The 25527-nt window shown below is 58.9% G+C and carries 23 protein-coding genes; 2 read left to right on the top strand and 21 right to left on the bottom strand.

The features are described from left to right. Positions 1-5 precede the first annotated feature (5 nt). The 20 genes from GSQ80_RS05830 to GSQ80_RS05735 form a co-directional block, all read right to left on the bottom strand. Positions 6-1826 carry a hypothetical protein gene (locus GSQ80_RS05830; protein WP_158786707.1) on the bottom strand — a complete coding sequence of 607 codons (1821 nt, stop codon included), beginning with the start codon at positions 1824-1826 and terminating at the stop codon, positions 6-8. 35 nt (positions 1827-1861) lie between these two features. Further along, entirely contained in the window at positions 1862-4309 is a 2448-nt protein-coding gene (locus GSQ80_RS22980; RefSeq protein WP_216850152.1) for a YncE family protein, read from the bottom strand. 86 nt (positions 4310-4395) lie between these two features. Further along, the gene (locus GSQ80_RS05820; RefSeq protein ID WP_158786706.1) at positions 4396-6630 is read right to left on the bottom strand and encodes a phage tail protein; all 2235 of its coding nucleotides are present in this window, start codon (positions 6628-6630) and stop codon (positions 4396-4398) included. Positions 6631-6636: 6 nt separating this feature from the next. Next, positions 6637-8634, bottom strand: coding sequence for a putative baseplate assembly protein (locus GSQ80_RS05815; protein ID WP_158786705.1), 1998 nt, complete (start codon positions 8632-8634; stop codon positions 6637-6639). Between the two features lie 3 nt (positions 8635-8637). Then, positions 8638-9051: a GPW/gp25 family protein gene (locus tag GSQ80_RS05810; RefSeq protein WP_158786704.1), complete on the bottom strand. Its 414-nt coding sequence runs from the start codon at positions 9049-9051 to the stop codon at positions 8638-8640. A 20-nt stretch (positions 9052-9071) separates the two neighbouring features. Then, positions 9072-9779 (bottom strand): hypothetical protein, encoded by a 708-nt coding sequence (locus GSQ80_RS05805; RefSeq protein ID WP_158786703.1) that lies wholly within the window; start codon positions 9777-9779, stop codon positions 9072-9074. A 36-nt stretch (positions 9780-9815) separates the two neighbouring features. Continuing rightward, positions 9816-10331 carry a phage baseplate assembly protein V gene (locus GSQ80_RS05800; protein WP_158786702.1) on the bottom strand — a complete coding sequence of 172 codons (516 nt, stop codon included), beginning with the start codon at positions 10329-10331 and terminating at the stop codon, positions 9816-9818. Between the two features lie 2 nt (positions 10332-10333). Continuing rightward, positions 10334-11575, bottom strand: coding sequence for a phage late control D family protein (locus GSQ80_RS05795; RefSeq protein WP_158786701.1), 1242 nt, complete (start codon positions 11573-11575; stop codon positions 10334-10336). Positions 11576-11578: 3 nt separating this feature from the next. After that, on the bottom strand, positions 11579-12298 hold the full coding sequence (locus tag GSQ80_RS05790) for a LysM peptidoglycan-binding domain-containing protein (RefSeq protein ID WP_158786700.1): 720 nt from the start codon (positions 12296-12298) through the stop codon (positions 11579-11581). Between the two features lie 21 nt (positions 12299-12319). Next, positions 12320-12508, bottom strand: a complete 189-nt coding sequence (locus tag GSQ80_RS05785) for a hypothetical protein (protein ID WP_158786699.1) — start codon at positions 12506-12508, stop codon at positions 12320-12322. Between the two features lie 9 nt (positions 12509-12517). Continuing rightward, positions 12518-13069 (bottom strand): phage tail protein, encoded by a 552-nt coding sequence (locus tag GSQ80_RS05780; RefSeq protein WP_158786698.1) that lies wholly within the window; start codon positions 13067-13069, stop codon positions 12518-12520. Beyond that, on the bottom strand, positions 13066-15414 hold the full coding sequence (locus GSQ80_RS05775) for a phage tail sheath subtilisin-like domain-containing protein (protein WP_158786697.1): 2349 nt from the start codon (positions 15412-15414) through the stop codon (positions 13066-13068). Before GSQ80_RS05775 ends, GSQ80_RS05780 begins: the two co-directional genes overlap by 4 nt. A gap of 21 nt (positions 15415-15435) precedes the next feature. After that, complete coding sequence (locus GSQ80_RS05770; RefSeq protein ID WP_158786696.1) at positions 15436-15879, bottom strand: phage tail protein; 444 nt, start codon at positions 15877-15879, stop codon at positions 15436-15438. Positions 15880-15891: 12 nt separating this feature from the next. Further along, a complete protein-coding gene (locus GSQ80_RS05765) occupies positions 15892-18300 on the bottom strand; it encodes a phage tail sheath C-terminal domain-containing protein (protein ID WP_158786695.1) in 2409 nt (802 codons plus the stop codon). A gap of 22 nt (positions 18301-18322) precedes the next feature. Continuing rightward, the gene (locus GSQ80_RS22885; RefSeq protein WP_174241312.1) at positions 18323-19405 is read right to left on the bottom strand and encodes a hypothetical protein; all 1083 of its coding nucleotides are present in this window, start codon (positions 19403-19405) and stop codon (positions 18323-18325) included. An 11-nt stretch (positions 19406-19416) separates the two neighbouring features. Beyond that, entirely contained in the window at positions 19417-20025 is a 609-nt protein-coding gene (locus GSQ80_RS05755; protein ID WP_158786694.1) for a DUF4255 domain-containing protein, read from the bottom strand. Next, positions 20000-20257: a DUF3467 domain-containing protein gene (locus tag GSQ80_RS05750; RefSeq protein WP_158786693.1), complete on the bottom strand. Its 258-nt coding sequence runs from the start codon at positions 20255-20257 to the stop codon at positions 20000-20002. Before GSQ80_RS05750 ends, GSQ80_RS05755 begins: the two co-directional genes overlap by 26 nt. Positions 20258-20505: 248 nt before the next feature. Then, a complete protein-coding gene (locus tag GSQ80_RS05745; RefSeq protein WP_158786692.1) occupies positions 20506-21882 on the bottom strand; it encodes a sigma-54 dependent transcriptional regulator in 1377 nt (458 codons plus the stop codon). Between the two features lie 420 nt (positions 21883-22302). Continuing rightward, the gene (locus GSQ80_RS05740) at positions 22303-23088 is read right to left on the bottom strand and encodes a hypothetical protein (RefSeq protein WP_158786691.1); all 786 of its coding nucleotides are present in this window, start codon (positions 23086-23088) and stop codon (positions 22303-22305) included. A gap of 80 nt (positions 23089-23168) precedes the next feature. Continuing rightward, positions 23169-23798: a TetR/AcrR family transcriptional regulator gene (locus GSQ80_RS05735; RefSeq protein ID WP_158786690.1), complete on the bottom strand. Its 630-nt coding sequence runs from the start codon at positions 23796-23798 to the stop codon at positions 23169-23171. Positions 23799-23846: 48 nt separating this feature from the next. Between GSQ80_RS05735 and GSQ80_RS05730 the strand changes: the two genes are divergently transcribed. Next, positions 23847-24452: an SRPBCC domain-containing protein gene (locus tag GSQ80_RS05730; protein ID WP_254059464.1), complete on the top strand. Its 606-nt coding sequence runs from the start codon at positions 23847-23849 to the stop codon at positions 24450-24452. Then, complete coding sequence (locus tag GSQ80_RS05725; RefSeq protein WP_158786689.1) at positions 24449-24844, top strand: DUF1761 domain-containing protein; 396 nt, start codon at positions 24449-24451, stop codon at positions 24842-24844. Before GSQ80_RS05730 ends, GSQ80_RS05725 begins: the two co-directional genes overlap by 4 nt. Positions 24845-24952: 108 nt before the next feature. Here the strand turns inward: GSQ80_RS05725 and GSQ80_RS05720 are convergent. Further along, the coding region (locus tag GSQ80_RS05720) for a S9 family peptidase (protein WP_216850150.1) at positions 24953-25527 on the bottom strand (575 nt) is incomplete at its 5' end.

The raw sequence follows: 25527 nt of genomic DNA, 5'->3' as shown, positions 1-25527 counted from the left end.
TGGTCCTACTTCGATTTCTTGGTTGCCGGCGCCGCGGCCTGTCCCGCCGTATTCGTTTGCTGCTGTACCTGCGGCTGTTGGGCCAGTTGGCTCTGCAGCGCCGTAATTTGACTCTGCAGATCCTGCAGCTTGGCGGTTGTGGGATCCACTACGTCAAAGCCCACAGCCTGGTCGCCCATGGTGTACACGATGAGCGGTTGCCCCGCAGATACGGCAGCGGGCGCAAACTGCGCGCTGGATGCAACGGCGCCGGCGGTCCATGCGGGATCGTCGTCCACGGCCTGAGTGGTCACAGTCTTAAAGCCTTGCTGGCCCAACGTTTCTTTCACCGTTTCCGTAGGCTTATTCACCAGGGTGCGCAGATCCACAGCACGCATGTCGGGCGAAATCGCATTCAGCACGTTTGCACCTACATTCTGCGCGATGTAATGTGCAGCGATGCGGTTGAAGTCAGCGCCGCTGGTAACGCCGGCCGTCGTCACTGACTCGTTGTAGTAGGCACGGGTGGAATTCACCGGGCTCTTCGTCGTCTGCCCCGTTCCGCAGCAAATCAGCTCGAATAGCTCGCCAAGCACGAGGCCGAGGTTGTCCAGGCCCAACGGACCCAGCCAGTAGCCGAGGGTTTGCAGCGTGATGAGCTGCTTGCGCCCCGGGTAATGGCAGATGTTGATTACCTCTCCATTGCGTATGGAGAAGCAGGCGAGCACGATTCGGCTGTCGCATGCGGGTGGGGGGCAGGGCGGAATCAGAGCGTAGCAGACGCAGTTTCGGAATGCATCGGTGAGTAGCTTTTTGATTGCTGCCAATATGCCAACGTAAGATCCCTGGTCGTTGCCTGCTTGTAGCTGTGTCTGCAATAACCCAAGTTCGCTGAGGATGGCACACAAAGTGATATTCGTTGCGCCGGAGAGAGCCTGCGTCACTTGAGCCAGATAGTTGCAGACGCTTTGATAGGGATTCTGCACCGTAGTGAGGTCGGGCGCGCGCTCGAGCAGTGAAGCTAGTTCGAGGATGCAAAGTTGGAGCTGCGAGAGGAGCGAATTGGGGTTGCCCGCAAGGAGCTCTGCCTCCACCTCCGAGGCCGGGACGACTCCCAGCGTAAATCCCTCTAAGATGCGCGTGGCTTCGCAGGCTCCGGCAGGCACCACGGCGCTCGGGGTCGGAGCAGTGGCCGTTTGGCAGGAGCCGCTGGTGGTCAGGTTGTTCGACGACGATTTCTTGGACTTGGACGAGGAGGTTCCGTTGCCGTTCGAGCAGCCGCATGAACACGAAGAGGGCGATGCCGAGTTGCTGAGCGGCGTGACCAGTCGCGAGGGCTGCTCCTGGTATTGGATCGTGATGCACCACTCCTGCGTCGTGTCCTGGCAACTGGGCGATGGGTTATAGCGCAGCGGCGAGCAGTTGGGCGTCGCCTGAGCCGCAGGTGCGCAGCATTGCTGGATGGCCTGCGCCACGTTGAAGTTCTGCGCGTCGCAAACAATGATGTCGTTCCCGCAGGGGTCGATGGCGTAGCCTGGCTGCACCACCACCCAGCCCGCGCACGCGCCGCAGGTCACCTGCATGCCGCACACCACGCCCCAGCCGTTCAGGTAGCGATTGTGAAGACGGCTCTTGGCCAGCCAGTACGACTGCTCGTTGGTCAGGTCCGCATCGCTGAGCAACTGGCCGGAGAAGAAGCGCGTGCGATCGAGACACTGTAGTCCTGTGCAAACCGGGCAGCAGCAGGGCGTGGCGGCGGGTTGCCTCGTCGTTACGCTACTCGCCGTGTTCACACCACGGGACGCAACCGTATAAACTCCTTGTTGCGGTCGATTGGTTGTAGCCATTTCTTCCTCCGTTCACCTTCTATGCTCATTACCCGTCAGTCTTTAGTGGTGAACCAGCTCTCGAAGGTTCCGCCTTCCAGTCCGTAAGTACCACCTGCAGGAATCTCACCCGTGGGCAGTTGGGCGCGCACGTACTCGGCGCTGATCGCACGCTTGGACGCGTCGATGACGAAGTCTCCTAGCAGCCGAATCTTGATCTGGTTGAATTGGCCGCCCGCCTTCTCAACGATGTAGGCGATTCCGTTCGGTGGGTCAGCCGATCCGGATACCCATTTCGTCGCGTGCGTAATCAAGCCGGCTTTCGGGCCGGAGCTACTGATGTCAGTGGGTACGATAGTGACCAGCACGGCGCTGCCCACCAACTGCGTCCATTGCACATTTGCCTGCACCGCTGTAGGCGCGACCTCGCACACCCACAGTTGAAAGACGAACAGTCGATCGATGGTCTTTGTGCTGTCGAGTGGGCCGTTCATCCCGATGACGATCACCACTTCTCCTTCGTTTTCCCCAGTGATCGTGGCGGTCCGCTCCGCTTGCGTTTCGGCGTGCTTCCAGCTCAGGTGGGAGATCTGAGTGAGGCCCGTTTCCAATCCGGGACCGGTCTGACCTGGGATACCCTGCGGCCCGACAGGCCCAGTTTCACCAGTAGGTCCTGCTGTTCCCTGCGGTCCCTGAATTCCCTGCGCGCCCGCTTCGCCCTGCGGTCCGGCCGGCCCGGTTGGCCCGGGAGGTCCCTGCGGTCCGGACCCGCTTGCTGTCGGTGTTTGCGACATCAGGCACTTCACTGCCTCGGTCAACAGCTCTGTACTCACCAGCAGGTGACGGTCGGTCAGATTATCAATCATGCTGGTGGTGACCGCGTTTTGATACGTGTACCCCGTGATGGTGGCCAGCACGATGCAGTTACCATCCGAGCAGTCGGGGCAGCATTCGATGGCGCGATCGAAGATTCCTGAGCAATCCGTTTGGGATACGTTGAGCTCGGCCACGGCGCCGAGCACACCCGTAGTGCTCCCGGTATAGGGCACGTACAGTGTCGTGCCGTCGTCACTCAGGACGATTTGGCCCGTTACGTTCACTCCCGCCTTTACTGTAGCTCCGAGGATGGGGGTCAGACTGAGTTCGACGGCGTGCTCGTCGACAGTCTGCACATAGCCTTGACCGGTTGAGTCTTGTTCGACGACGTAGACCCAACGTCCGGAGGCATCGATGGACACACCGCTGGCCGGATTCGCAAAGCCGGTGACCGGGCTACCGAGCGCGGTGGCCGACGCGGGATCGGGGCGGAAGCCAATGAAGTAAAGCGTGTCGTTCGTTATGTCCAGCACGGCCAGCGTATCGCCGGCCGAAGTGTTCGCCACCGCCAGCCGCGCAGGTGCCGCGCTGCCGCTGCCGACGGCGACCGCCGTGCCGGCGAGGCTCGAGAGCAACACCGCAGTTACATTGTTGCTGCCGGGGTTGGCGACGTACGCGTAGGTGCCGTCCGAACTTACTACGACGTCGGAGGGCGACGTGCCCACGGTGATCGACGTGGGAGCGGCCGGACTGCTGGATGTAGTAATGTCAGTTGCCCAGATCAGCGCGCCGGCCGCGGAGTTCACCGCCAGAAGGCGGTCGTCGGGCGCCGGAGCGACGGCGAGCCGCACAGGCTGACCTGCTCCGTTGGTGACCGTGAGCGTACTGACCGCCCCGCTGAAGTCTGACTTGATCACCGCGATGGTCGGTGCGGGCTGCGGGTCCGAGCCAACAGTCGGCGGCTGCGTGGCGACGTATACGAAGTCCCCTTCCGGAGAAACGGCCACATCCAGAGCCGCATCGCCGCCCAGCGAATACGAATTGAGAAACGAACCGGTGATTGCGTCGACGGCATAAAGTACCGCGCCCGACGATGGATTGCTGAGCACATAGACGGTACTCTTCGAAGCGCTCAACTCGCTCAACGCGACGGCAACGGGATTTGCCGCGTGGATCGTGCCATCCCACTTTACGATCGCGCCACCGGAATATTGCGGGGAGGGCTTGGGATCGATGAGCACGTCGAAGGAATAGCCGTCTACGATGCGATTCGGGCGGCACGAATCGCCGCCGCTGCCGCAATCGTCGAACACTGAGGGCACGTTCTCGGCAGCGCATTCGCTGTAGTTCACGCAGATCTGGAGGGTGTGCTCCGCCGTGTCCGGCTGTGACGAAGGGCCGTTCTGGACACGCCAGTTGTTAAGGAACTGTTGCACGAAGTCGAAGTACTCCTCGTGCTGGACAACGATCTCGCGACCGCAGCAATCCACCGCGGTACCCGGCTCAATGACCACGTACTGCGCCTGGCAAGCCGGGTTCGGATGCTCCTTGACTTTGAGCCCGCACACCGCGCCCCACCCGTGCAGCCGCTGATCGTGCCGGCGGAACTTGCCGAGGTAGTAGCGCTGCTCGTCGGTGAAGTCGCGCTCCACCAGCAGCTTTCCCGTGAAGTAGTTGTTGCGCGCCATTTGCGGAATATCGCACTCGACGCAAACACCGCCTACCGTTGTTGTGTTCTTGCAGTTGCAGTTGCCCATAGCTCAGTCTCGCTTTCTCAATTCAGGACCAAGGTTGTTCCCAATGTTGCATTGCGACCTACTCGAATTGCGCGCTGCACGCCTTGTTCGCCGGGAACGCCCAGTACCGTGTCGTAGCCCAAAGTCCCCTGGCCTTCCACCACGCCTACTGGATATTGCGCGATGATGGTGTCTACGCCGACAAAGGACTGAATGCCGATGCGAAAGCGCGGCTCGGCCCATTCGATTGTGGCTTCGGTGTGCGCCGGCTGCGCCATTTGGACAATCTGTTTAAGATTGGTGAGATCCGCTTCGCTTGCTCCCGACCAGCGGGGGACCACGACCAGAAACTGATTCGCATATTTGTTAAAGAGATCCAGATTCGGATCACCCCAATCGATGAGCTGAAATTGTCCGATGGTTGAGTTCGCGCCGATTTGAAGCCGGCTCATGATTGCGGATCCGAAAAGTTCAGAGCAGTTGCCGAGCGTCGACTGGCCCACGATCAGCCAGCGCCGCAGACGAAACATTTCCAGGATCGACGGCTTCACCCCGGTATAGAGCTCCACTGCCAACTTGACACCGGCTGCCGTGCCGCGCAGCGCATAGAGACGATGTGCCTTGCGTACCAGTTCGCGGCGCCGCTCCACCGACCAATTGCTTTCGAGCGTCATACCGATCCATGAGCCCAGGTAGGAAAGGAAATCGGTACCTCCCACATTCCTCGGGTTCGCCGGCGTCGAGCAGGGATCGAAGTAGCGCGCGATATAGGTGATCCGATCCGAAATCCGGCCGGCCATTGTGTCGAAGATGGAGAGAAACCTGCTCAGAAAATCCTCGCTCACCGGATCGACGCTGTACACCGGGGGCAAATACTTCAGCGAAGATGAGCGCGGATAGTAAATGCGGATCTCATCGATCTGCGGCGTCTGGATGCCGGCCCCGGTGAGCGTGAGGCGCAGCCAGAGATAGCGGCCAGACGTACTCAGAACCATGCAATCCCATTCGCAGCAGGTCGTATCCGCATCCACGATGCCTGTTGCCCAACGGCTTTCGGGCAGGCTCTCAATCTCAGCAGTTGATTTGGATGACTCCGAGGTGAAGGTGTCCACGCGGACCGCCGCGCCCTGAGGCACATACCCCGAAAGCACAACGCGATGCCAGACGCATTTGTAGGTTTTGCTGTCTAGTGGCCCCGCGATGAATGTGCCGTTCGTGGGATAAGCCGCTGCGGGTTCCATCTGGCAGACGGTTTGAGCACCGTCGGCGAGGATGGGGACTCCACTGCTCGTGAATTCGATCGCAGACGCGAAGGCCTGCGCGGACCCGCAGCAGCGCGTGGGACACCAGCTGCCGTCGCTGACCGGCTGATAGAAGAAGAGCTTGCGCGTGACGCAATCGCTGAGGCATAGATTGCCGTTGAGGTCCACCGCGACCGCGACTGGCCTGAAGTCGCCGGCCAACTGCTGCGGCTGCTGGACGCTTTGGAGGAATTTGCCCGCGGCGTCGAGCACCACCACGTAGTTCGCGCCCTGTTGAATCACGTAGACTCGGCCCTTCTTGTCGATGGCTATGCGCGTGGGCTGCTGAAGTGCCGCCTGCCCCGCGCCTGCTCCGTTCGAAGCGAAGCACCAGCAGCCCGCAGCGTCGAAGTAGTGAATCAGACCGTTGGCGAAATCGGAGACGCAGATCGAACCGTCGGGTGCGACGGCTACGTCCCACGGCTGCCAGGTGCCTTGCGGATATTCCATGTGCGGAGGGCATCCTTGAGTCGGCGCTTCTTGCTTTGCCACAGCCGACGTGATCGAGTAGCCGTCTGCGATCTGCGCCACCGTGACAGGCCCCCAGATAGAGCGCAGCGCGAGATCGGGCAAGGAGAATACCTGCACGCGGTAATTTCCAGTGTCGGCGACATACAAGTTGCCGCACCGCGAAATCGCAATACCGTGCGGATCGCTGAGTTGACGCGGCTCCGTTCCCTGACCGCCCACGCAGTGCAGGCGAACGAACTTCTGTATGCAGCGGTCGAACCGCTTGATCTCACACTTGCCGGCATCGAGGATGTACACATCGTCTTCGCGATCGAGGGCCACGCCGATGGCGGATTGCAATCCACCAAAGCTGCCAGCGGAGTCGACGAGCGGACGCACAGAGCCGGGCAACGGCTGTAGAGAGAGCGAGCCTCCGTTCATCGCGCCTGCGATGTTTGTGCTCGCCGCCGACTGCCAGCCGGCAATGCCGTTCATCAGGTAAAAAGGCTGTGTTGCGCTCATATTGGTTTACGAAGTACTGGTGCTGTAAGACACCGAAATCTGGTGGCCTGCCGGAGCGTTGTAGAGTAGTTCGCCAGGATTGATGGGAACATCCTGGCAGAGTTGTTGCCGTTGGTTATCGAGAACGAGAATAAGTTGATCGCTCACTACACGCTGCACGCCACCGATGCCGAGCAGTATGCGGTAAACGTCGGAGTAGTAAATTTCGCCGCCGAACGGCCAGCCGGTTCCGTTGTTGCCGCCGGTCAGCGGGCTGAAGAAGTTGTTCAGCGCAGCCACCGCCGCATTCTGCACGGTAGCGAGATCGGATCCGGGCTGCACCACCAGGCTCGCCAACACCTGGATCATGCGATACGTAGGACCGATGACAAAAACCTCCGTCGTCAGCAGACGGTGGGCGTCCAGATACTGACAGACCGCCTGCAGCGTGGTCTGGTTCGGGGTGGGATTCGGAGCATTGGAGTTTGGAACCACCACCACCGTCACCACGCCGGGAACCTGGCCGTTCGGAAAATCGGGATGGTAGAGCGGCAGCGCGTTGGCACGCACCACGTTCGCGCCGGGCGCCTGCGTTGCCATGTACTCAAAGTCACTGTTGGTTACAGCGCGGTCGTTGCTCTGCAGCGCCAGCGGTGCGCGTAACTGCGCGTCCGCGAGGCTCTCTTCGTCGGTGCCACCCTGCGAGGCCGCATAATTCGTCACCGCATTGATCGACGGAACGTAGCTCTGCATCTGCGTTATGCTGCCCGCGGGAAGGTTGCCCTGACTTCCGCCACCGTAGCGATAACTGGCCGCAATGATGTTATCGGTGGGGCTCGCCAGATTCACACCCGGGATGCGCCCGTGTATGCCATCGCCGAATGTCACCACTCCGGTGGTCGCGTCGAGCATGTAATTTGCATCGTCGGCACCGGAGGCGAAGAAATCGTCCACCTGCTGCCACACCATCGGTCCCTGGCCTTCGTCCACGGTCAGTTGAAGGCTCGTCACCGTTACCTGCGTCCCGTCGGAATTCGTAATGGAGAGCGGCTGCGGAAGTTGGCAGACTGGATTGTTCGCCAGAGTGAACGTCTGGCGGGGAGTGCCATCGCTGCCGCCCATCACCTCATCCGTGCTTGTGACAGCCTGCGTCGCCTGCGCGGTGTTGGTGAGTATCGACGCAAGCTGCGGCGGCATTTCGTAACTCGTCGCTGCAAGGCGTGCGCGGATCCAGTAGCGACTCACGGTCTGTTGCGGAATCAAACCCGCCTGGATGAGGCTCGGACCGTTGAACAGAACATGCCCGTTCTGCGTGAAGGCTCGCGTGCCGTCGCTGATCATGTTGATCGCCGCCCACTCAACTCCATCCCAGTACTCCCAAATGACCGTCGCCGGCGGAGGCAGCGCCCCGCCGCATTGCATGACCTGCGGCGTAAGCGGGTTGTCAAACAGAGTGACCGCGAGATCGATCTGTTGCACGGGAAATGCAACGGCGGTACTGAATCCGAACAGCAGCGCCGATCCCGGCTGCGGATTCTGGCCAAACGGATAAAAGGATTGCCCGGGGTTGTTGTTCTGATTGAGCGCATTACTGTAACTGAAGCCGTCATAACTTTGGAGCGCGGTGATGGCCGGACCAATGACCACCAGCGAAGTGTCGAGTTCAAAAATGATGGGCTGCCCGCCGCTCGAACCGCTGGCGGCCACCTGCGTTCCCTGCGGGACGATCGCGTACGACAGATCGGGCCTCGAAAGGCTGAAGGTCAGGTTCGCGACCGCAGGCTGCGCCGCTTCCAGTTCGATACCGATCAACTGCAGAAACTTGATGTAGTTCAGGTCGGGAACCTGATTGAGGCGGTAGATGACGATCTCGGTCATCCATGCAAACAACTGCACCAGCGTCATGCCGGGATCGCTGTTGTTGAAGTTCGTCCACTCCGGCGTGTAGCGCGGAATCAGCGTCTGCGCCTGCGACACGATGTCGGAGTACTGCATGTCGTCGAGATTGGGTGCAGTAAGCGGCATCGCTTAACCTCCGGTCCCTTCGGTGATGTAGAAGGGATAGACCATGTTGTTCATCGCGTTGTTGGAACGAATCCGGTAGTCGACGCGGATCAACAGCATATTGGCCTGGTCCGGCGCCGCACTCACGTTCACGTCCAGAACGTCGATGCGCGGTTCGCCCTGCGACAAAGCCTGCTTCACCAAGTGCGATACGTTCGTCTGCGTCGTGGCGTTGTTAGGCGCGAACACTAAATCGTGAATCCCGCAGCCGAACATGGGCAGCATCTGGCGTTCGCCCAGAGCGGTGCCCAGGATAATCCAGATCGCCTCCTGCACGCTTTGCTCGCCCACCGACCAGGACAGATTGCCGGCCGGATTCACGCGCACAGGAAACTTCCATCCTGTTCCGAGATACGATCTGTTGAGAGAAGTGCTCATCAGTCTCCTGTGTCCAAGGTCTATCCGGGGATCGCAGCAACAATTTGCTGCATTTCGGCGAGCATTGCGTCCATCTGGTTGACGGCCTCAACTACATTGCTTGCGCCGGTAATGGCGGAAAGCGATGGCAGTTGGATCGATAGTCCGGCGAAGCCGATGAACGTCTGAACCAAGCTAAAAAGCGGCCCGATCGGCCCGACCGCCAGCATGAGTTGCGCCATGGCCGCGTCCGCATTCCCGCTGGCGCATTGCAGCGATGCGAGCAGATCCGGGTTGCCCTGCGCGACGCTCAAGTCAATGCCTACCTGAAAATCGATGATGCTCTTGATCGCGTCGAGAAAGCATTTGAGGTATTCGATGATCAGCAGCAATATGTCCTTGATCATCAAGAAGAGTCCAAGGGGAGGAATGAGAATATCGAGGCACTCGGTCATTTCGCCAATGGCCGACAGCACTTTGGGAATACCTGAAAAGTCCGGCGGGACTTTGGTAAGTCCGCCGAGTGCCTGTTGCAGCGCACCTACGACAGCAAGCAGCTTGAAGATGCAGGTAAACCCTGCAAGCGTCGGCGTCAGCTGCACCATCAGGCTTGTCAACAGCGCGCAGTTTGTTGGCGGCCCCTGGGAAAAGTCCGCAATCGCTTGCAGTTGAATGCCCATCAGCAAGTTGACGCTGGGGATCGAAATGCTTCCCAGACTGCTGCACGGATTTTGAGTTGCCGTCGCCAAACTTGTCTCCTTCGTTCTGCCCTATTCCGTTTGTCGTTAGATCGGATTTGCCGAAATCGATACTGGCCTGCCGTTGATGGTGACGGTGGGGGCCTGGATCACGACCGCCGAATCGCTCTGAATCACAATCGAAGTGTTGTTGATCTCTACCTTGTTGGTAGATCCATCGCCCCGCGCGTACTGGAGGCGGATGTAGCCCTGATCACCGCCCGATACAGGAGGATCGTATAGTTGCACCTCATGCCCGTTCACCGAGTGGATGGTGCGCAGATGCGTGTCGGTTGACGGCGGCGTGTCCTGCCCATTCCACAGAAAACCGATGATGTAGGGATGCGAAACGTCTTCCTGGTTGAACGAAACCAGGACCTCATCGCCGACCTCCGGCATGAACCAGGCGCCGCGTTTGCCGCCGGACATGAGCGTCGCAATCGGCGCCCAGTAGCTGCTGTTCTGGCCGCCGAGAAATGGAAAGCTCACCTGCACGCGGCCCTGGCCGTCAGGGTCGACGTTGTTGATGACCTGGCCTGTCACTACGCCTGACATCTTGCCCATGCCTATGATCCTCCCCCTGGCAGGCTTACCGGCCCTTCGCGCCGTGCCGAGAATTGAGTACGATAGCCGCCGGACCCGATGGTGTGCGTGCTTTCCGTGACGTAGTACTCGCCGTCGAAATCGCTGCTGGTCCCGCTCAGGTTTCCATCCGCATCCGTTTGAATACCGAATCCGATGATTTCCAGCGCGCAACCAGCCCGCAAATCAGGCAGGCCCAACGTGGCGCCTGTGGCTTCAATCAGACGCTTGCTCTGGTCTTCGAGTGTGGCGCGCGCCAGTTGCTTGGCCTCAGCCACTGTGCGAACCGGTGGCTTGGTCACCACTTCCGTCCGGTTCGCATAGGCCTTGGCGATTTGGCCGAGGCGCGTGATCTCGGCCTGCGACTTGCCCTGGTCTTTCCACAAGTTCTGCAGCGTGTAATTCACTTCAATCTTCTGATTGCCCGTGCGATCCCAGCCGCGCACCGTTACTTGATTTACCTGCTTGGCCGTACTCAGAGTCGGCTTGAAACTGATGAGCGAGCGTCCCCACTCGAGCTGATAAACGGGTGCGTTGCCGTTGCTCTGCGAGAGTCCGAAATAGAGTGACTTCTTGCCGGTCTCGGGATTGTCTTCGAGGTACATCTCGTACCCGTGTCGCCGCGCCCGCTCCAGCAGGAACACGATGTCGTACTGATTGTTCATGAAGACGAAGGGATCAGCACTTTCGTCAGACGCGGGGTTGGTGTCGACTGGAATGCCTAGCCCCGGCTGACCTTGCTGAACTGGCTTGTTGCCGAGTTCGGTCGCAATGTCGCTGTCGCTGGTGTTGGTCCACGAGTAGGTATGTTGCTCACCGCGGAGTTGTTGAATCTCATTCAAGCCGCTGATGGTCAGCGTGGGTGCGCCCGATTCTGTAAAGTTCGGCTCCAGTGAGGTGATGATGCCCACCATCATGCGCCGCATGTTGCCCTGATTCTGATAGCCCATCCACAGCTCGATTTCTGTTCCGGCATCGAAGATGCCTGTGAAGTCCTGGTCCGCGGTCTTGAGAGGCGGTGCGAACTTGAACGTCTGGTAGTCTGCATCCCAGTTGTTGATCTCTATGCTGAAGTTGTCGATCTCGTTGACGTTGTCCTTGTAGGTGACCTCGATCAGGTCGCGGATCACCTCAGCGCCCAAGGGCTGGCCGCGCACGACGAGCTGCACCGTGGGGACGTAGAACGTCTCCGTGGTCGCGTAGATCGGGATTGCCTGCGATGCCATGGGTTAGGTGTTCACCAGCACGGGAATCTGCAAGAGCGTTCCCGGCGTCAGGTTGAGTGGATCAAGAATCGCGTTTTGATTCGCGATAGATCTCCACTGGGTTGGATCGTTGTAAGCGTCTGCCGCGATCTGGGCCAAGGTCTCGCCCTGCTGCACCACGTGCGACTGCGTGTGATCTGGCGATTGCAGATTTAGTTCTGCGAGCTGCTCGGAAAGCGTTTTGTATTCCTTGAGCGAAACCGAAAGCGTGGCCCGCAGCGGAACGCCCAAGGGACTGAAGAGCGTGTAACGCTGGCGCACGCTCTCGACAATGCATTTGAAGCCGAAGCGCTGCTGGCTGCCGGTGCCGTCGCTCATCGAAGCGTAGGCACGGTTTCCGGGGAACTCCGGGCCCCAGCTGAAAAACACCACCGGAGGCGCGTGCACCGTCCCGTCGATCTTGATGAGCTGATAGAACTGGTCGGTTTGCTCCGTGACTGACGTCGCGCTCTCGTCCATGCCGGAGTCGGTCGAGTCAAAGAATAGATCCAGGGTGAGGGTCTCCGATTGCCCGCGCACGAACTGCAGAATCGGCGAGTCCAGGCCGGGAATCGCGATCTCCGCGACCTGCACGCCCTTGTTCAGGGTGTACTCCGTTGGGTTAAATGTCACAGGGATGACGGGATCGAGGAGTGACCCGTCGATATCAACTCTCTGGAATTGTGCTTTTAGCGTTGCGCCCATCGATGGTTCCTCCCTTCGTCTTTATTCGCGGTCCGGCGCTACGCCGGGGGTAAGTTCGCGGTCCTGCTTGCGGCGCTTGTCGCGTGCCAGGTCTTCCTTGACGGCTTGCACACAAGCACGAACGATCTCCTTCATGACTCGCGGGTCGAGCAGACGCTGCGAATCTGTTGTCTGTACCCGGCTCTGCACGTCCTGAATGCGTATATCCATCCCATCTCCTCAGAGAGTTACCGATACAGAAATGCTGGCGCTGTCCGAAACTCCGGCGGACGATCCACCGCTCAGCGATGACACCGTGATTCCCTCATGCGCGATTTCAATTTCTTCGAACGCCACTTGGCTCTGGCCGGCGTTGAACGATGGGCCGGTCCACTTCACCGGCAATCCGCGGGTGAACGACCAGACGATCGAAGGGGTCTGCTGTTCGTCCTGCAGCACAATCATGCCGTCGCGCCGTGTACCCACGCCCTGGGAGAAGTCGTAGTGCCACTGCCAGAGATCGCCGGCGAAGGTCATGCCCCGCTTCATGCGCAGATTGCTCCATTTCACGCGCGTGGGAAAGTGCAGGATGGTTCCGTTGTTTCCGCCTTCCTTGTAGTCCTCGATATCCATGCTCATTTCCAGTCCGCTGCACTCGGAGAATCCGGCCAGCGGCGAACTGGTTAGTGCCGCAACCGCAAATGAGAGCAGGCTCGATGAGTCGAGGAGCGAGATTACGAAATTAAACCCGCGGAATGGATCTGGGGGAAGCGTTGGAGACATAGAACTCATGGCTGCTCTTGCACCTCCAGCGTGTCCTGCGTCTTGCCGATGCGGAAAATTACGAACTCCGCCGGCAGTGTGGGTGCAACACCTATTACAGCCAACATTTGGCCCTGGCTGGTCGCCGCCAAGGGATTGGTCTGTTGGTTACACTTCACGAAAAATGCCTGCGCCGCCGTATTGCCCACTAGCGCGCCCTGTTTCCATAAGGTGTTCAGAAAAGTAGTCGCCGCGAGTGTGACCTTCTGCCAGAGATAAAAGTTATTTGGCTCAAAGACAGCCCACTGCAGGGCCAGCTCCATGGCCTGCTCGATCATGCACATCAGCCGCCGCACGTTGAGGAATATCCAGCTGCTTTCGCTCGACAGGGTGCGTGCGCCGAAGATGCGCAGGCCGCGCCCGCGAAACGCACGAATGCAATTGATGCCCAGCGGATTGAGAAAGCCCTGCATCGCCGGCGTGATCTCAAGGGTCAAGTCCTGCGCCCACTGTAGCTCGGTATTGGCCGGCGCTTGCCACACACCTACGGTGGTGTCGGTGTACGCGCATACTCCCGCAGCGTGGCCGCTGGGCGGAATGCGGCGAACAATCTGGTTGTTGAGTAGCAGCGGATCGGAAACCAGTACCCAGGGAAAATACAACGCGGCATAACTGGAGTCGAACTGATTGCGCCACGTCTGCACTTCACCAAGACTGACTTGCTGCTTGGGGTAGCCGAAATCCGGAGGATCGAGCAGAGCCACGCGATATTGCATGGCTTCGCAATGGGCGATCATGGCCTGCTGCATGGCGGCAACGTCGCTTAGGGAGAACTGCGGCGCGGCCTCGACGGGTGGCGGCACGTATTGCGCAGCAGTGGAGGGCGGCGTCGAGCCGGGCAGACATTGATTTGTGGTTACCGGCGGCGGCACGGTATAGATGACGGCCGGACTCGGCTCAATCAGAATGTCGGGACAGCAGACGATGGAAACCTGGTCCACGTCTTCAAGTGTGCGCAGTCCCCATTTCGTCTGGCTCCCTAGATCTCCGGTAAAGTCGCTCAACGTGAGCGCGGCAATGCCGTCGCGTCCGCCGCGGAACGAAAGCACGCCTTCGTCGAGTTGCGGCGCGGTCGGGTTCGGCAACCTGGCGGCATACTGCAGCGACGAATGCATGTCGGTGGCTTGAATGAAATTCGACGTCGTGGCGCTAATGGCGGTTTCGACATAGTTTGCACTGTTCGGGTTCAGAGACAAGGCGGAGAATATCTCGCGCTCCAGCCCTTTCAAGCGAACGCTGACAGAAAACTCTACAGACTCGAATGATATCTCCGCGCTTAGATCGAGTGGCGCGACCAGAGGCGTATCCCACACCAGGGCGTTCGAACCGGGGTCGGTTGCGGCGACATATCGATACTGCGCCGCCACCCCTGGCTGATACGCCTGGACCAAAGTGCCCACAGGAAACCCAACGATCGAATTGAGAAAACTTGCAGCACCGGTGGGTGGCTGCGGCAACGCAGACGTTGTCGCGGCGGCAAGGCTCGTCCGTGCGACAAAAACCGTCAACGCGTCGCCCCACACTCCCGGAGTCTGCGCTTCCAGCAGGATTGTGGGATTGCCGCCGCTGTCAAAGAGCATGCCGCGCGAATCGGCCGCGCCGGTCGCAATCGTAATCGGCGGTGTGAGATTGAATGTGTTCGCAAGCGATGACGACCAGGTGATGGTGTTGCTTGCCACGCTTTGGATCAGCAGATCCTGCTGCTGAAACGCGGAAAATTCCATCGGTTGAGTCAGATCGAATGCCGCGTCGAGCGGAGCATCCCAATACACCGTATTGGTCGCCCCGTTCACGCCTTGTGCGATACGAACGTCCGTCAAGGCCGTGGGGGAACTTTGCTGAATGTTGACGACCGAGCCTTGAGGAAATCCGGCGACGCTCGTCAGAATAGACGCCGCGCGCGACAGAGGTTGTATGCCCGCGGCTGCGGCCGTCGCGATTTGCCGCGCAGTCGCTAGCGCTCCGGCGGCGAATCCCTGGGTCGAAACGACGATGGAGGAGAATCCGTCCGCCGGCTGAATCACGCCGGGAGCGGTGGAGGTTTGGGTGTCCGATGCCGCTACGCGCACGCCGTACATCGTCTGCCCGCCGTTTTCAAAAAAAGCCTGGGCGCAATAGGCCATGTAACCGTTGGGAAGATAGTTGCCAAAGACGCTCTGGAATTGCTCCCATGAATTGACCGGAGTGGGGACATTGAGAGGCCCCATCTGCGCGATCCCGATGAAGGCCGCAATATCGGTGCGCAAAACCGTCAGTGCCTGACTGTTCTGGTCCGTGGCCTCGAAATAAACACCGGGAGTGACGTAAGTCGCCATGCGCTGGAGCCTCTGCGTGGGTTAACTCAAACTCAACTCGAGCCGTTCGTGCACGATCTCGATGGACTCGATGGACACGTCGTTGCTGGTGGCGTTCAGGGTCGCGCCTTCCCATTTGGTGATCCAGCCGTTCTGGAACTGCCAGCGCAAAATTTCTTTGTGCTGCTCGTCCTGCAGTATGATCGCGCCGTTGCGGCGATCGTCAACGCCGTTCAGGATGTTCAGGTACCAGTTCCAAAGGTCCAAGTTGGTGGTGAAGCCGCGCTTGAGCGTGATGTTGGCGAACTTGCGCAAGCCCGGCAGCTTTCGTACCGAGAGCCACGTGTCTGTTCCCTCGCGATAATCCACCGGGTCGGTGTTCATCGACAGGCCACTGGCCTCGCGGAATGAGGCTACGCTTGTGTTGTCGAGCTCAATGCGGAAATTGTAGCCACGTAAAGGATCGTTTCGAACTGCGGTTGCCATGCTTCCCTCCTCTTACAGTTCCTGGACCGACGAGCCGCCCTGCCACTGTCCGATCTGGATAATTACGAACTCGGCCGGGAACACCGGCGCCACGCCAATCTGCATAATCAACCGCCCGTTCTCTCTGTCATCCAGCGACATCGTGGTCAGGTCGCACTTCACAAAGAAGGCCTGAGCAGCCGTCGCTCCCATCAGTCCGCCCGCTTGCCAGACAGTGGTGAGGAAGGCCTCAACGCTTTGTGTGAGGCGTGCCCAAAGAGCCGGGTTGTTGGGCTCAAATACCGCCCACTGCGTGCCCTGGTCGAGGGAATCCTCAAGGTAGATAAAGAGACGGCGGACGTTTATGTACATCCACTCGATGTCGGTGGTGATGCAGCGCGCGCCATACACACGCAGCCCGCGTCCCTGGGCGGTAAAGTCCCGCAGAGCATTGATGTTGTTCGGTTCGGGATTGAGAACGTCCTGGTCTCCCTTGCTGAGCTTGGTTGCCAGATTCAGAATTCCGTTGATGACAACATTGGCCGGAGCCTTCCATACGCCGCGTGTGGCGTCGGTCTGTGCATAGATGCCTGCGATGTGACCGCTCGGAGAGATGGTGAGCGGGTTGCCGCTCAATGGATCGGTAACAACCACACCCGGATAGTAGATCGCCGCGTAGTGGGTGTCGTAGAGGTTGCGCTGTTTCTGAATATCCGGTATTCCAGGGCTGCCGCCGGTCGATGTCGGTGCCGGATCGAGAATGGCGAAGCGGTACTTCAGGAGTTCGCATTGGTCGATTAGAGCCATCTGCGTGTTCTGGTCGGTAATGCCAGGCGCGGCGATGATGCTGATCTCCGCCGCGTCGATCAGCGCCGCGATTCCCGTTCGATTTCCCGGTCCGCCATCGTTGCCGACGAAGTCGAGCGCTACCGGAACGCTTCCGTCCGTGCCGGAAAGAGGCGTCATGTTCACCACGCCGCCGTACTGCGAAACCGGCATGGTACTCGGGTCCTGGGTGTGGATATCGAAAGGCAGAACGCCTCCGGTTGTGGGAACGCTTAGCAGGTTGGAGTTGTTGTTGATGATGTTCGCATAGTAATAAGGCGTGGTGTTGTCGAGCGTCAGCCCCGTCCAGTTTTCATTGGTGTTGTTGTACGATGCCGCGATGTTGAACTCGCACGTGCGGACCGCGATGCGAATGCCCGCAGCGATAGCCGCTTGGACGGTGGGGATCGCAGTACCGAAAATCCCTGCGTCGGGCGTCTCGACTAGCACGATGCCGCTGCCCTGAATGCTTGCGATCTTGGCGTAGTACTTGCCGCCTTGAACAAGCGCCGGGAGCGTAGTCGGTGTCGACGGAGTGAATTTGTTGGTTCCGGAGCTGTCCTGCCAATCGGTCCCGTTCGGAGGGCCGCCCGTGATTGGACCGAGCGTCATGACGCCCGCTGCTTCCGAGATGAAGGTTGCGGACGCACCCGTTCCAGGCTGCGTCACGAGCTCACCTGCAGTGAGTGTGCCAGTGAGGGTTCCGGCCACCGTGAAGGTGCCGCCCGTGTTGAGCTCAATGATGGCGCCCGCGTACATATTGGCCGCGGAATTCAGCACGAGAAGATTGTCGGCTCCGGAGCCGTAGTTACCCAGGTTGATGACCTGCGCCGACCCGCGTGAGCTTGGCGTGATTTGTACGAGGATGTTGCTGCCCCATGCGCCCGGGCTTGACGCCTGCAGCTGGAACTCCGAGGTGTTCGGCGCCGGCGCCAGTGCCGTACCCGCACCGTTGATTCCCGTGACTCCGGTCAGTTGCACCGTGGTGTACTGCCAGTCGTAGTTCGTGAAGTTGGCAGCGGCCGGTGACGGCGCGGGAATGCTGTTGACATTCACCGACTGGGAGCCATCGTTGTAGCTTTCGACGGTGATGGAGCCAGAGGTTGTGGTCACACCATTTTTCGTCTGGCTCAATACCAACGTGGTGCCGTTTTGAATACCGCGCATGTTGGCCAGGTACAGCGTTCCCCCGCTCGTGCTTGGGATGGCCGTGCTGCTCAGTGTTGTTGTCAGCGTCGGGGTGCCAACGTTGTTCTCTAGCGTGCCCAACTGGGCGGAAGCCGGAGCTGTGCCGCCATTCGCCACGGAAGCGGCTACCCGCTTGATATACAGCACCTGACCGCCGTTATTGAAGAAGCCCGCAGCCGCGTGGGGCAGGAAGTTGTATCCTGCTTCGCCTCCCAAAGGTGGCGCAGAGGAAAATTGCGGATTGAAGTATCCGCCAAAGGTTCGCTGGTAATCCGCAAGGCTAGTGACCAGTACCGGCGGATTCGTGTCGAGCGGACCCATCTGGGTGAGGCCCACAAAGCCCGTCACGCTGGTGCTTACACCTTCGATCGGCTGTACGGTATCGACTTCCTGGATGTATACACCGGGTGAAAGATACGACGTTCCCATGGCTTTCTCCTTGTGACGATCGCTATATGCTGAAATTCACAATGTTGGTTGGCTGATCGAACTCGATCATCCACGGCGTTGGAGGCGTTGCCCCATTGGCCTGCAAAAATAATTCCTGAACGCGGCCCACACCATTGAAGGCGTAGTAGCCCATGCTGTCGGTCACCGCACCGACTTCGTGGTATTCCACTGCGGGCGATCCATCGTCTATCACGAGGGTGGTTGCCGTGAGCAGCGCATCCGCCACGAGAATGCCGTCGCCGGCATTCGGATCGGCCAGCAAATGCGCCGCGGTTCCCGCCAAAGCCGCGGTGACAAAGTTGACCGTCGAGGCCGCGCCTGTGCCGTAGCTGCGATTGAGCGGCGTGGCTAGATTGACCTGGCCCGTCGCCGGTCCTGTGCTCGTCACGATCGCGTATTCCACCAGCGTCGTGTCCGGTGTCATGATCTGAATGAAAGCCGATCCCGATAATCCACCCGTCGCGTTTAGAAAAACCGTGGTCGTGCCCGCTGCTGCCGGCTGCGCGAGCTGCGTATTTCCGGTCTGAGTGAGCGTGACAGCCTGCACCGGAGCGCCCACTACATGCGCCGCATAGAGCTGCGACCGCAGCAGCATCGAGTGCGGGATAGGAGGTGGGGGCGGCGGAGACGGCGGAGTCGGATTGTCCACCGACACTACCGATGCGCCGATGATAGGCAGCCCGTTGGACTCGGAGACTACGCGCCCCTGCAGCCGCACCGGGAGCCGGCGCATCCCCACCGCCGGCGCGCTCACGGGGAAAGTGGCATTGACGGGAATCGTGACCTGAACGGGATAGTTACGAAAACCCGGGGCTGCGAGTGTGTAGTTCACTTTGTAGCTGGTCGAAGACAGTTTCGGGAAAGAGAGTACCGGGCGGCCCGTGACGGCGTAGAGTCCTTCCGGTGTGTTCTTGCTCTGGAGATCGTCCCGCGTCAGCTCGACTGCGAAACCTGGCATATTGAAACTGCCGAAAGTCTCATCCGTTACGGCGCCTGTGATCACCGCATAGTAGGTCGTCGTCACGTCGGTCGTGACCGTGTACAACGTGCCGTCTGCGCCGCTGATGGTCCAGCTACTTGCCACTGTCGAACTCCTCAATTCGCCGACTGGATTTTCGAAAACACCTGATTTCTCTCGAGCACTGTGGAGGACTGTACGGGCTGCATTTCCGAATCGATGCTCGCCAGTTGAATCATGTAACTCACCGAAAGTTGATAAGGCTCGCTCAACGCCTCCCACACGAGGCTCAGTTCCTCGAGGGTCAGGGTTTCCAAAACTACGCGCAGTTGATCTGTCGTGCCCATCAGGATTCCTTGGAGATCGGCGCCGCGCAAAACGGAGTGGTCATACATTACCTGCAGAACCTTGCCCATGAGCGCGTGACGCGTTAACGGATCGTCGGCCACCGGCGTGATCAGGTAGTAAAGCAGTATGGGCAGCGGAGTGTTGACGATCTGGGTCGCACTGATTCGCTGCGGGGGTTCGTTGAGCATGTCGGCCATGCGGCTTACGCGATATAGCCACACTGAAATTCCCAGATTCTCGTGGACTTCCTGCATCTCCGGCGGAGAAAGCAGCTCAATCGGCACGTTCTTGATCTGACTGTCCGTGCTGTCGGTAATGTTTGCGGTTAGCAGCGTGCGCAGCGTCTGGCTGACGGCGCTGATCACCGGGTAGTCACTCATGTTTGCTCCCAGCAGCAATTTCTCCGTACAACTTCTCGTAGTCCTCGATAGCGGACGTTAACAAGCCGAGCAAGGCCTTGGCGTACGCCGGCGCAGCGATGATTCTTGTGTGGATACGAGGCCGACTTACAACCTCGTACTGGCCGAACGCCAACACAACTTCGAACGCGTTGTGGCCCACGTCGAAGTAATTTGCGTAGCGCGCTTCCAGCTCATCCCCGGTTTGGTGCTCGTGCGCTTCGTGCATCATCGGGCTTCCTGCGACTGTAATTGCACGTGTGTGGCCACAGAAATCCACAACGCCGTTCTTCGCGCACGGCGCGTGAAACGTATGAAATATGAAGCATGAAGGGCGGGGACAAGAGATCCGCGATTGGACTCGGTGTCACACCTGTACAGGAGCGGTGTGGTAATCGGAAGCGGATTTGGTCAATTCAGGCTTGGTGTAGCAACGACATAGCGCGCGTCACAAGCGAATGTGACAACTGTAACGCGATGTTACAGTGCACTGGCGCCACCACGGAGGGATGCGGCCACCGACGAGAGTTGATACTTCGCCATCTTTCTATAAAGGGTCATGCGCGACCATCTGAGTTTTTCGGCGGCGCGGCTTTTGTTCCATCTCGTGGCGCAGAGAGCTTCTACAAGCCGTTCTCGCTCGTCTGGCGACAAGCGCGGTTCCTGCGAGGTATCCAGCAGACGCGGAGGCAGATCGTCCACTTGGGCCTCATCCGAGGTGCAATGCAGAAAGATGCTTTCCAGAACGTTTTTTAATTCCCGTATATTTCCCGGCCAGTTATGCCGGCTGAGATGACGCATACAGTCTTCCGAGATACGGGCGACTTCATCGCCGCCCAGCAGCTTGCGGTAATGCTCGACCAGCAGATGAATGTCGTCTTTGCGCTCCCGCAGTGGAGGTAGCTCAACGCGCGCGACGTTCAGCCGGTAATAAAGATCGCGTCGGAAAGTGCCAAGCTCCGTCATGTTTTCAAGATCCTGGTTGGTAGCCGCCAAAAATCGGATATCGACTTTTTGCCGCTGCGTTCCGCCGAGCCGCGAGACCTCCTTCTTTTCAAGCACCCGAAGGATTTTGGCCTGGGCGGTGAGGCTCATGTCGCCGATCTCATCTAGCAGAACGGTTCCTCCTTCGGCCGATGCAAACAAGCCGTCACGCTTGCTGTCGGCGCCTGTGAACGCGCCGCGGATGTGGCCGAACAACTCGCTTTCGAGGAGTGGATCCGGAATCGCCGCGCAGTTCACGCAGACGAATGGTTTGTTGCGGCGGCTGCTCTGACTGTGAATGAACTCCGCCGCCAGTTCCTTTCCCGTGCCGGTTTCTCCCGTAATCAGGACCGTACAATCCGACGCAGCCACTCGCTTCATATAGTTCTTGACGCGCGACAGATTTTCGCTAGCACCCACCATCGCATCACACGACGGGTTCAGTTCCCTTTCCGCGGCCTGCCCCCACTGCCTATCGCGCCGCTGGCACCGTGCGCATCGTGCCAGCGCCTCGGAGAGAGACTGCGCCTCAACCGGCAGTGCAATGTAATCCTCAACTCCCAGACGCAGCGCCGCAACCGCGGTCTCCTCCGACCCTCCCGCCACGAGTAGGAGCATCGGAGTCTCCGGGCTGGCGCGCCTTACGTCGAATGCAATCCGCTGCCAATCCCGCGGACTCTGCTGCGAGTGTTCGATGAAGATCCAATCGGGGCGCACGGAAGCCGTGTAATTCTCTGCGTCGACGTCCAAGCGCCGCTCCGTCACGCGAAGGCCGCGGGACTCGAGGAGCGGAATCACATCCCCACATGCGCCGGCGCATGAATTGAAGAATAGCGCCCGTGAACCGGGGAGTTTCGCCTGGGGTGATTGCATAAAGACACCTTCTGGCAATCGTTATGCCACGAGACAATGCGCCGGGAGTCATCTCTCTTAATGCCCTATCAACCGCGCGGAGCTTTACCTCGGCGGGAACAGGTCGTGTATTGTTCAGCTTCGAGATTTCTTTGCCGAGCGAACTTCAGTCTGGAAGGAAGACGCTCCGAGCGTAAGTGAGGCAACGAAAAAGCTCGGAGCATTCAAAGCGGACAGGCACCCATCATAATGCGATTTCATTATTTTGGAACTGTTTAAAACTACTTTTGCCTAAATTTTCTTACACATAGCCGGCCGGGATGAGCGTTTTGCACAAAAGTAGTGCAACTCGGCCTTTATAAGCTCGGCGAGCGAGTAGCGATTAGTGAGTAGCGGACAATGGAACCCCTCATGTGCGATTGGCATGTTTGCGAAGCTAGATCACGACAATGTTTTCGTGAGCATCGCGATCACCGCACGGCTGAATGCCTTGTTGCCGTTGAGCTGGATGTACTTTCGTTGGGCAAGGTCTATGGGATAGGGGTTTCTTATACCAGCCGATAGCATGTCGCCCCCTGTGGCTGACGAGCTCGGCGATTGCGGTGGTTTGCGGTAGAGATCGGACATGAGCACGCCCTTGCTCGCACGATCACGGGCTGCTTTGATGTTTTCGGGCATGTTGGCGAGATCCCAAAGCACGCGGATCGATTCCACTGCGCGGCAACCAGGGGCCAGACGTCCATCCGGCAGCGTGGCGTAGATCGAGGGGACAACCCAAAAGTTCCGGGAACCCCGATTTCGGGCGATGTGGGCAGCTGTGAGGAATGCGTCTCGCAGGTTGTGAATTTCGGCGGCGGCTACCTTCTGATCTTCAGGCGCACTGATGGTGTCGACATACGCGTTCCAGGCTTCGGCAAGGCGCGGCTCGGGGATAGTCTTTTGCGGGTCTGACACCGCAGAGAATTCCGCCCGCGCTATGAGGCCAAGGAGAGAGTTCCTTGTCCAGGCAGAGGGCGTTTCCTTGGAGAACAGGTCGGCCAGGAAATCGACGAAGCGACGAGCATCCGCGGGTGTCTGGATGGTCGATGCTAATTGATCTAATTCCTCGGCTTGCTTCCGATGATTGGTAGGGAGCGCAGCCTTTGTTCTCTTCGCACCGAAATATCGAGACGTGAACAGAGCGATGGGATTCCATGCGCCAAAGAGCAAGTCCGACGGTCGTTTCATCGCCTGTCTCCCAAAGAAAGCAAGTTCGCCTTTCGTTAGAACCTTACCAAATCGTTCCAGAAACACGGCGTTTTCGGCAACTACTTCATCAGAAGACGAAAATGTTCTCGCAGTGCTTTCACCGTCCGATCAAAAGGATCTACGGAGCCGTAGGACCTTGAGAGCATGACACCGCCTTCCATAGTGGCAAGCACATAGGTTGCGAGGGCCTCGATATCCGTGCCTGCGGGGAGCTTCGCAGCTTGGAGGCAATCACGTACGGCGTCGATCCATCCGCGAAAATTCTCGGCGATGAGTTTGTGCGCGGGACGGTTTTCCGGATCGATTTCCAGCGCCAGGCGCCCGAGCGGGCAACCATATTGCGCATCCGTCATGACAATGCGTTCGCGATAACCTTCGAGGATCGCGAAGATGCGCTCGATCGGCTTGGTGGTCGCAGAGTAGGCCGGCTCGACGATCATCGGATGAAGCGCGACCAGATAGCTTTCCAGAACCTCACGGAGCAGCGCTTCCTTGCTGTCGAAGAAATGATAGAAACTGCCGGAGTTCACCTTCGCGTGGGCCAACAAGTCAGCCATCGAGGTGCCGGCGAAACCCCTTTCCCAAAATAAATAGCGCGCCGATTCAATGAGCCGCTGTCGAGTCACAGATCCGGTGGACTGCACGAGGATGGGCTTCTTGACCTTTGATGTCGGAACTACATTCGCCATAAGCACCCTAAAAATCTTTCTTGACAATTCAGGTTACGATGGCTTTACTTGAACGATCAACTAAGTGAGGTAGCTTTTATGAGAATTGCCTTTTTCGCCTTCCTTCTTGTGGCATCAGTGAGTGCTTCGGCACAGGTTGCCAGTCCCGTACGGACAGAGGATTCCACACAGGTGTTGAGAATTGAGATGACGATTCCCGCCTCCGTGCATGATGTCTGGGAAGCGTTCACGACTAACAAGGGGCTGAGCAGCTGGCTTGCGCCCGAGGTGTCGGTCGAGTTGAAGCCTGGCGGAGACTGGCTCGTGAAGTTTCCCGGTAGCACAGGGGGCGGCACCATTGTGAGCTTCGTACCTGAGCAGGAGATCGTGATCAGCGCGCTCGCTCCGGATCGCTTTCCGCATGTGCGAACCGCACGAACCCACGCGGTGTTCAAGTTCACGAGCATGGGAAACGGCACGCTTGTGAGCCTGACGCAAACGGGCTGGCAGAGAGGAGCAGAATGGGATGCGGCCTATGAGTATCTCGCAGCCGGAGACGCGCAAATACTCGCAATGCTGCACCATCGTTTTGTGGCTGGACCGACCGACTGGCAAAAGGAGATGTCTGAAACCGCGGACAAATCTGCTCATTCACGAGAAGGGGAGAAACGATGAACAGCCACATAAACTATGCGGCGGTGCTTGGTGCGGCTGTCTCATTATTCGCGCTTGGCGGTGTGTGGTATCGGATTTTTTCCGCGCCCTGGATGAAGGCCAATGGCTTCAAGGACCAACCGCCGGCTAGCAACCCGGCAAAGATATTTGGGATCAGTTTTCTGTGCAGCCTGGTGATGGCGTTCAATCTGGCCAAATTCCTTGATAGTCCGACGACGACGGCGGCCTGGGGAGCGACCGCCGGTTTCCTCGCCGGATTTGGGTGGTGCTTTATGGGAATCGCCATCGTCTGTTTGTTTGAGCACAAGCCCTGGAGTTACGTGCTCATCAACGGAGGGTTTCTGACGGTGGGCCTCACGGTCATGGGCCTGATTCTGGGCGCCTGGCGTTGAATCGCCTCCTATGATCAGTCGGCAAAGTCAAGGCAACTGGCGGTGGTCGAAATTGGCCCGCTTGAGTCGGCTTCTCGGTGACGCACTATCAGAGCGCAGAAGAACCTGCTACTCGTGGACCTGTCCAAGATAGAGGTCAAGCCAATCCAGAACGCCCTTCACAAGCTGTGGCCGGTCCTCGGTTACGTCGTGCGACGTCTCCAGAACGATGTGCTTCTTATCCTTTGCCGGGGTTCCGAGCATGTCGAACATGGGGTCTTGCGATAGATTCATGGAGAAGACGTAATCATAGCGTCCATTCACCATGAGTACAGGCATTTTCATGCGCGGAGCGAAGTCGGCCTGATCGCCGCCGGGAGGTGGTGGATCAAGGAAATAGCCTCCATCGAGAAAGATGGCCGTCTTGAGACGGTCCTGAAGTAAGGTCGCGTAGATGATTCCCCCGGCTGATCCCATGCTCACGCCAAGGTAGGCGAGCTTGCTGTTGTCGATGTCGGATCGAGTAGCGAGGTAATCAAGGGTGCGCGCGGCATCCTTATACCAGTCGGTAGTCAGCTGGATCGCCTGTGAACCGCTCGGAAGAGAGTACCGCAAACGCCGCTCGTAGGTGTCCTGATAGATGGGATAGGCCACGGCGCGTCCACTCTGGATGACGTAGTCGAAGAATTCGATATCACCGAGTG

The organism is Granulicella sp. L46 (assembly GCF_009765785.1).
In the GTDB taxonomy this organism is placed as follows: domain Bacteria; phylum Acidobacteriota; class Terriglobia; order Terriglobales; family Acidobacteriaceae; genus Granulicella.
The sequence above is the reverse complement of the archived record's forward strand: the minus strand, read 5'-3'. Positions and strand labels throughout refer to the sequence as shown.

Coding starts and splice junctions, on each gene's coding strand:
- GSQ80_RS05830 (WP_158786707.1), bottom strand. CDS start 1,826: ATGGCTACAACCAATCGACCGCAACAAGGAGTTTATACGGTTGCGTCC.
- GSQ80_RS22980 (WP_216850152.1), bottom strand. CDS start 4,309: ATGGCGCGCAACAACTACTTCACGGGAAAGCTGCTGGTGGAGCGCGAC.
- GSQ80_RS05820 (WP_158786706.1), bottom strand. CDS start 6,630: ATGAGCGCAACACAGCCTTTTTACCTGATGAACGGCATTGCCGGCTGG.
- GSQ80_RS05815 (WP_158786705.1), bottom strand. CDS start 8,634: ATGCCGCTTACTGCACCCAATCTCGACGACATGCAGTACTCCGACATC.
- GSQ80_RS05810 (WP_158786704.1), bottom strand. CDS start 9,051: ATGAGCACTTCTCTCAACAGATCGTATCTCGGAACAGGATGGAAGTTT.
- GSQ80_RS05800 (WP_158786702.1), bottom strand. CDS start 10,331: ATGGGCAAGATGTCAGGCGTAGTGACAGGCCAGGTCATCAACAACGTC.
- GSQ80_RS05795 (WP_158786701.1), bottom strand. CDS start 11,575: ATGGCATCGCAGGCAATCCCGATCTACGCGACCACGGAGACGTTCTAC.
- GSQ80_RS05790 (WP_158786700.1), bottom strand. CDS start 12,298: ATGGGCGCAACGCTAAAAGCACAATTCCAGAGAGTTGATATCGACGGG.
- GSQ80_RS05785 (WP_158786699.1), bottom strand. CDS start 12,508: ATGGATATACGCATTCAGGACGTGCAGAGCCGGGTACAGACAACAGAT.
- GSQ80_RS05780 (WP_158786698.1), bottom strand. CDS start 13,069: ATGAGTTCTATGTCTCCAACGCTTCCCCCAGATCCATTCCGCGGGTTT.
- GSQ80_RS05775 (WP_158786697.1), bottom strand. CDS start 15,414: ATGGCGACTTACGTCACTCCCGGTGTTTATTTCGAGGCCACGGACCAG.
- GSQ80_RS05770 (WP_158786696.1), bottom strand. CDS start 15,879: ATGGCAACCGCAGTTCGAAACGATCCTTTACGTGGCTACAATTTCCGC.
- GSQ80_RS05765 (WP_158786695.1), bottom strand. CDS start 18,300: ATGGGAACGTCGTATCTTTCACCCGGTGTATACATCCAGGAAGTCGAT.
- GSQ80_RS05750 (WP_158786693.1), bottom strand. CDS start 20,257: ATGATGCACGAAGCGCACGAGCACCAAACCGGGGATGAGCTGGAAGCG.
- GSQ80_RS05745 (WP_158786692.1), bottom strand. CDS start 21,882: ATGCAATCACCCCAGGCGAAACTCCCCGGTTCACGGGCGCTATTCTTC.
- GSQ80_RS05740 (WP_158786691.1), bottom strand. CDS start 23,088: ATGAAACGACCGTCGGACTTGCTCTTTGGCGCATGGAATCCCATCGCT.
- GSQ80_RS05735 (WP_158786690.1), bottom strand. CDS start 23,798: ATGGCGAATGTAGTTCCGACATCAAAGGTCAAGAAGCCCATCCTCGTG.
- GSQ80_RS05725 (WP_158786689.1), top strand. CDS start 24,449: ATGAACAGCCACATAAACTATGCGGCGGTGCTTGGTGCGGCTGTCTCA.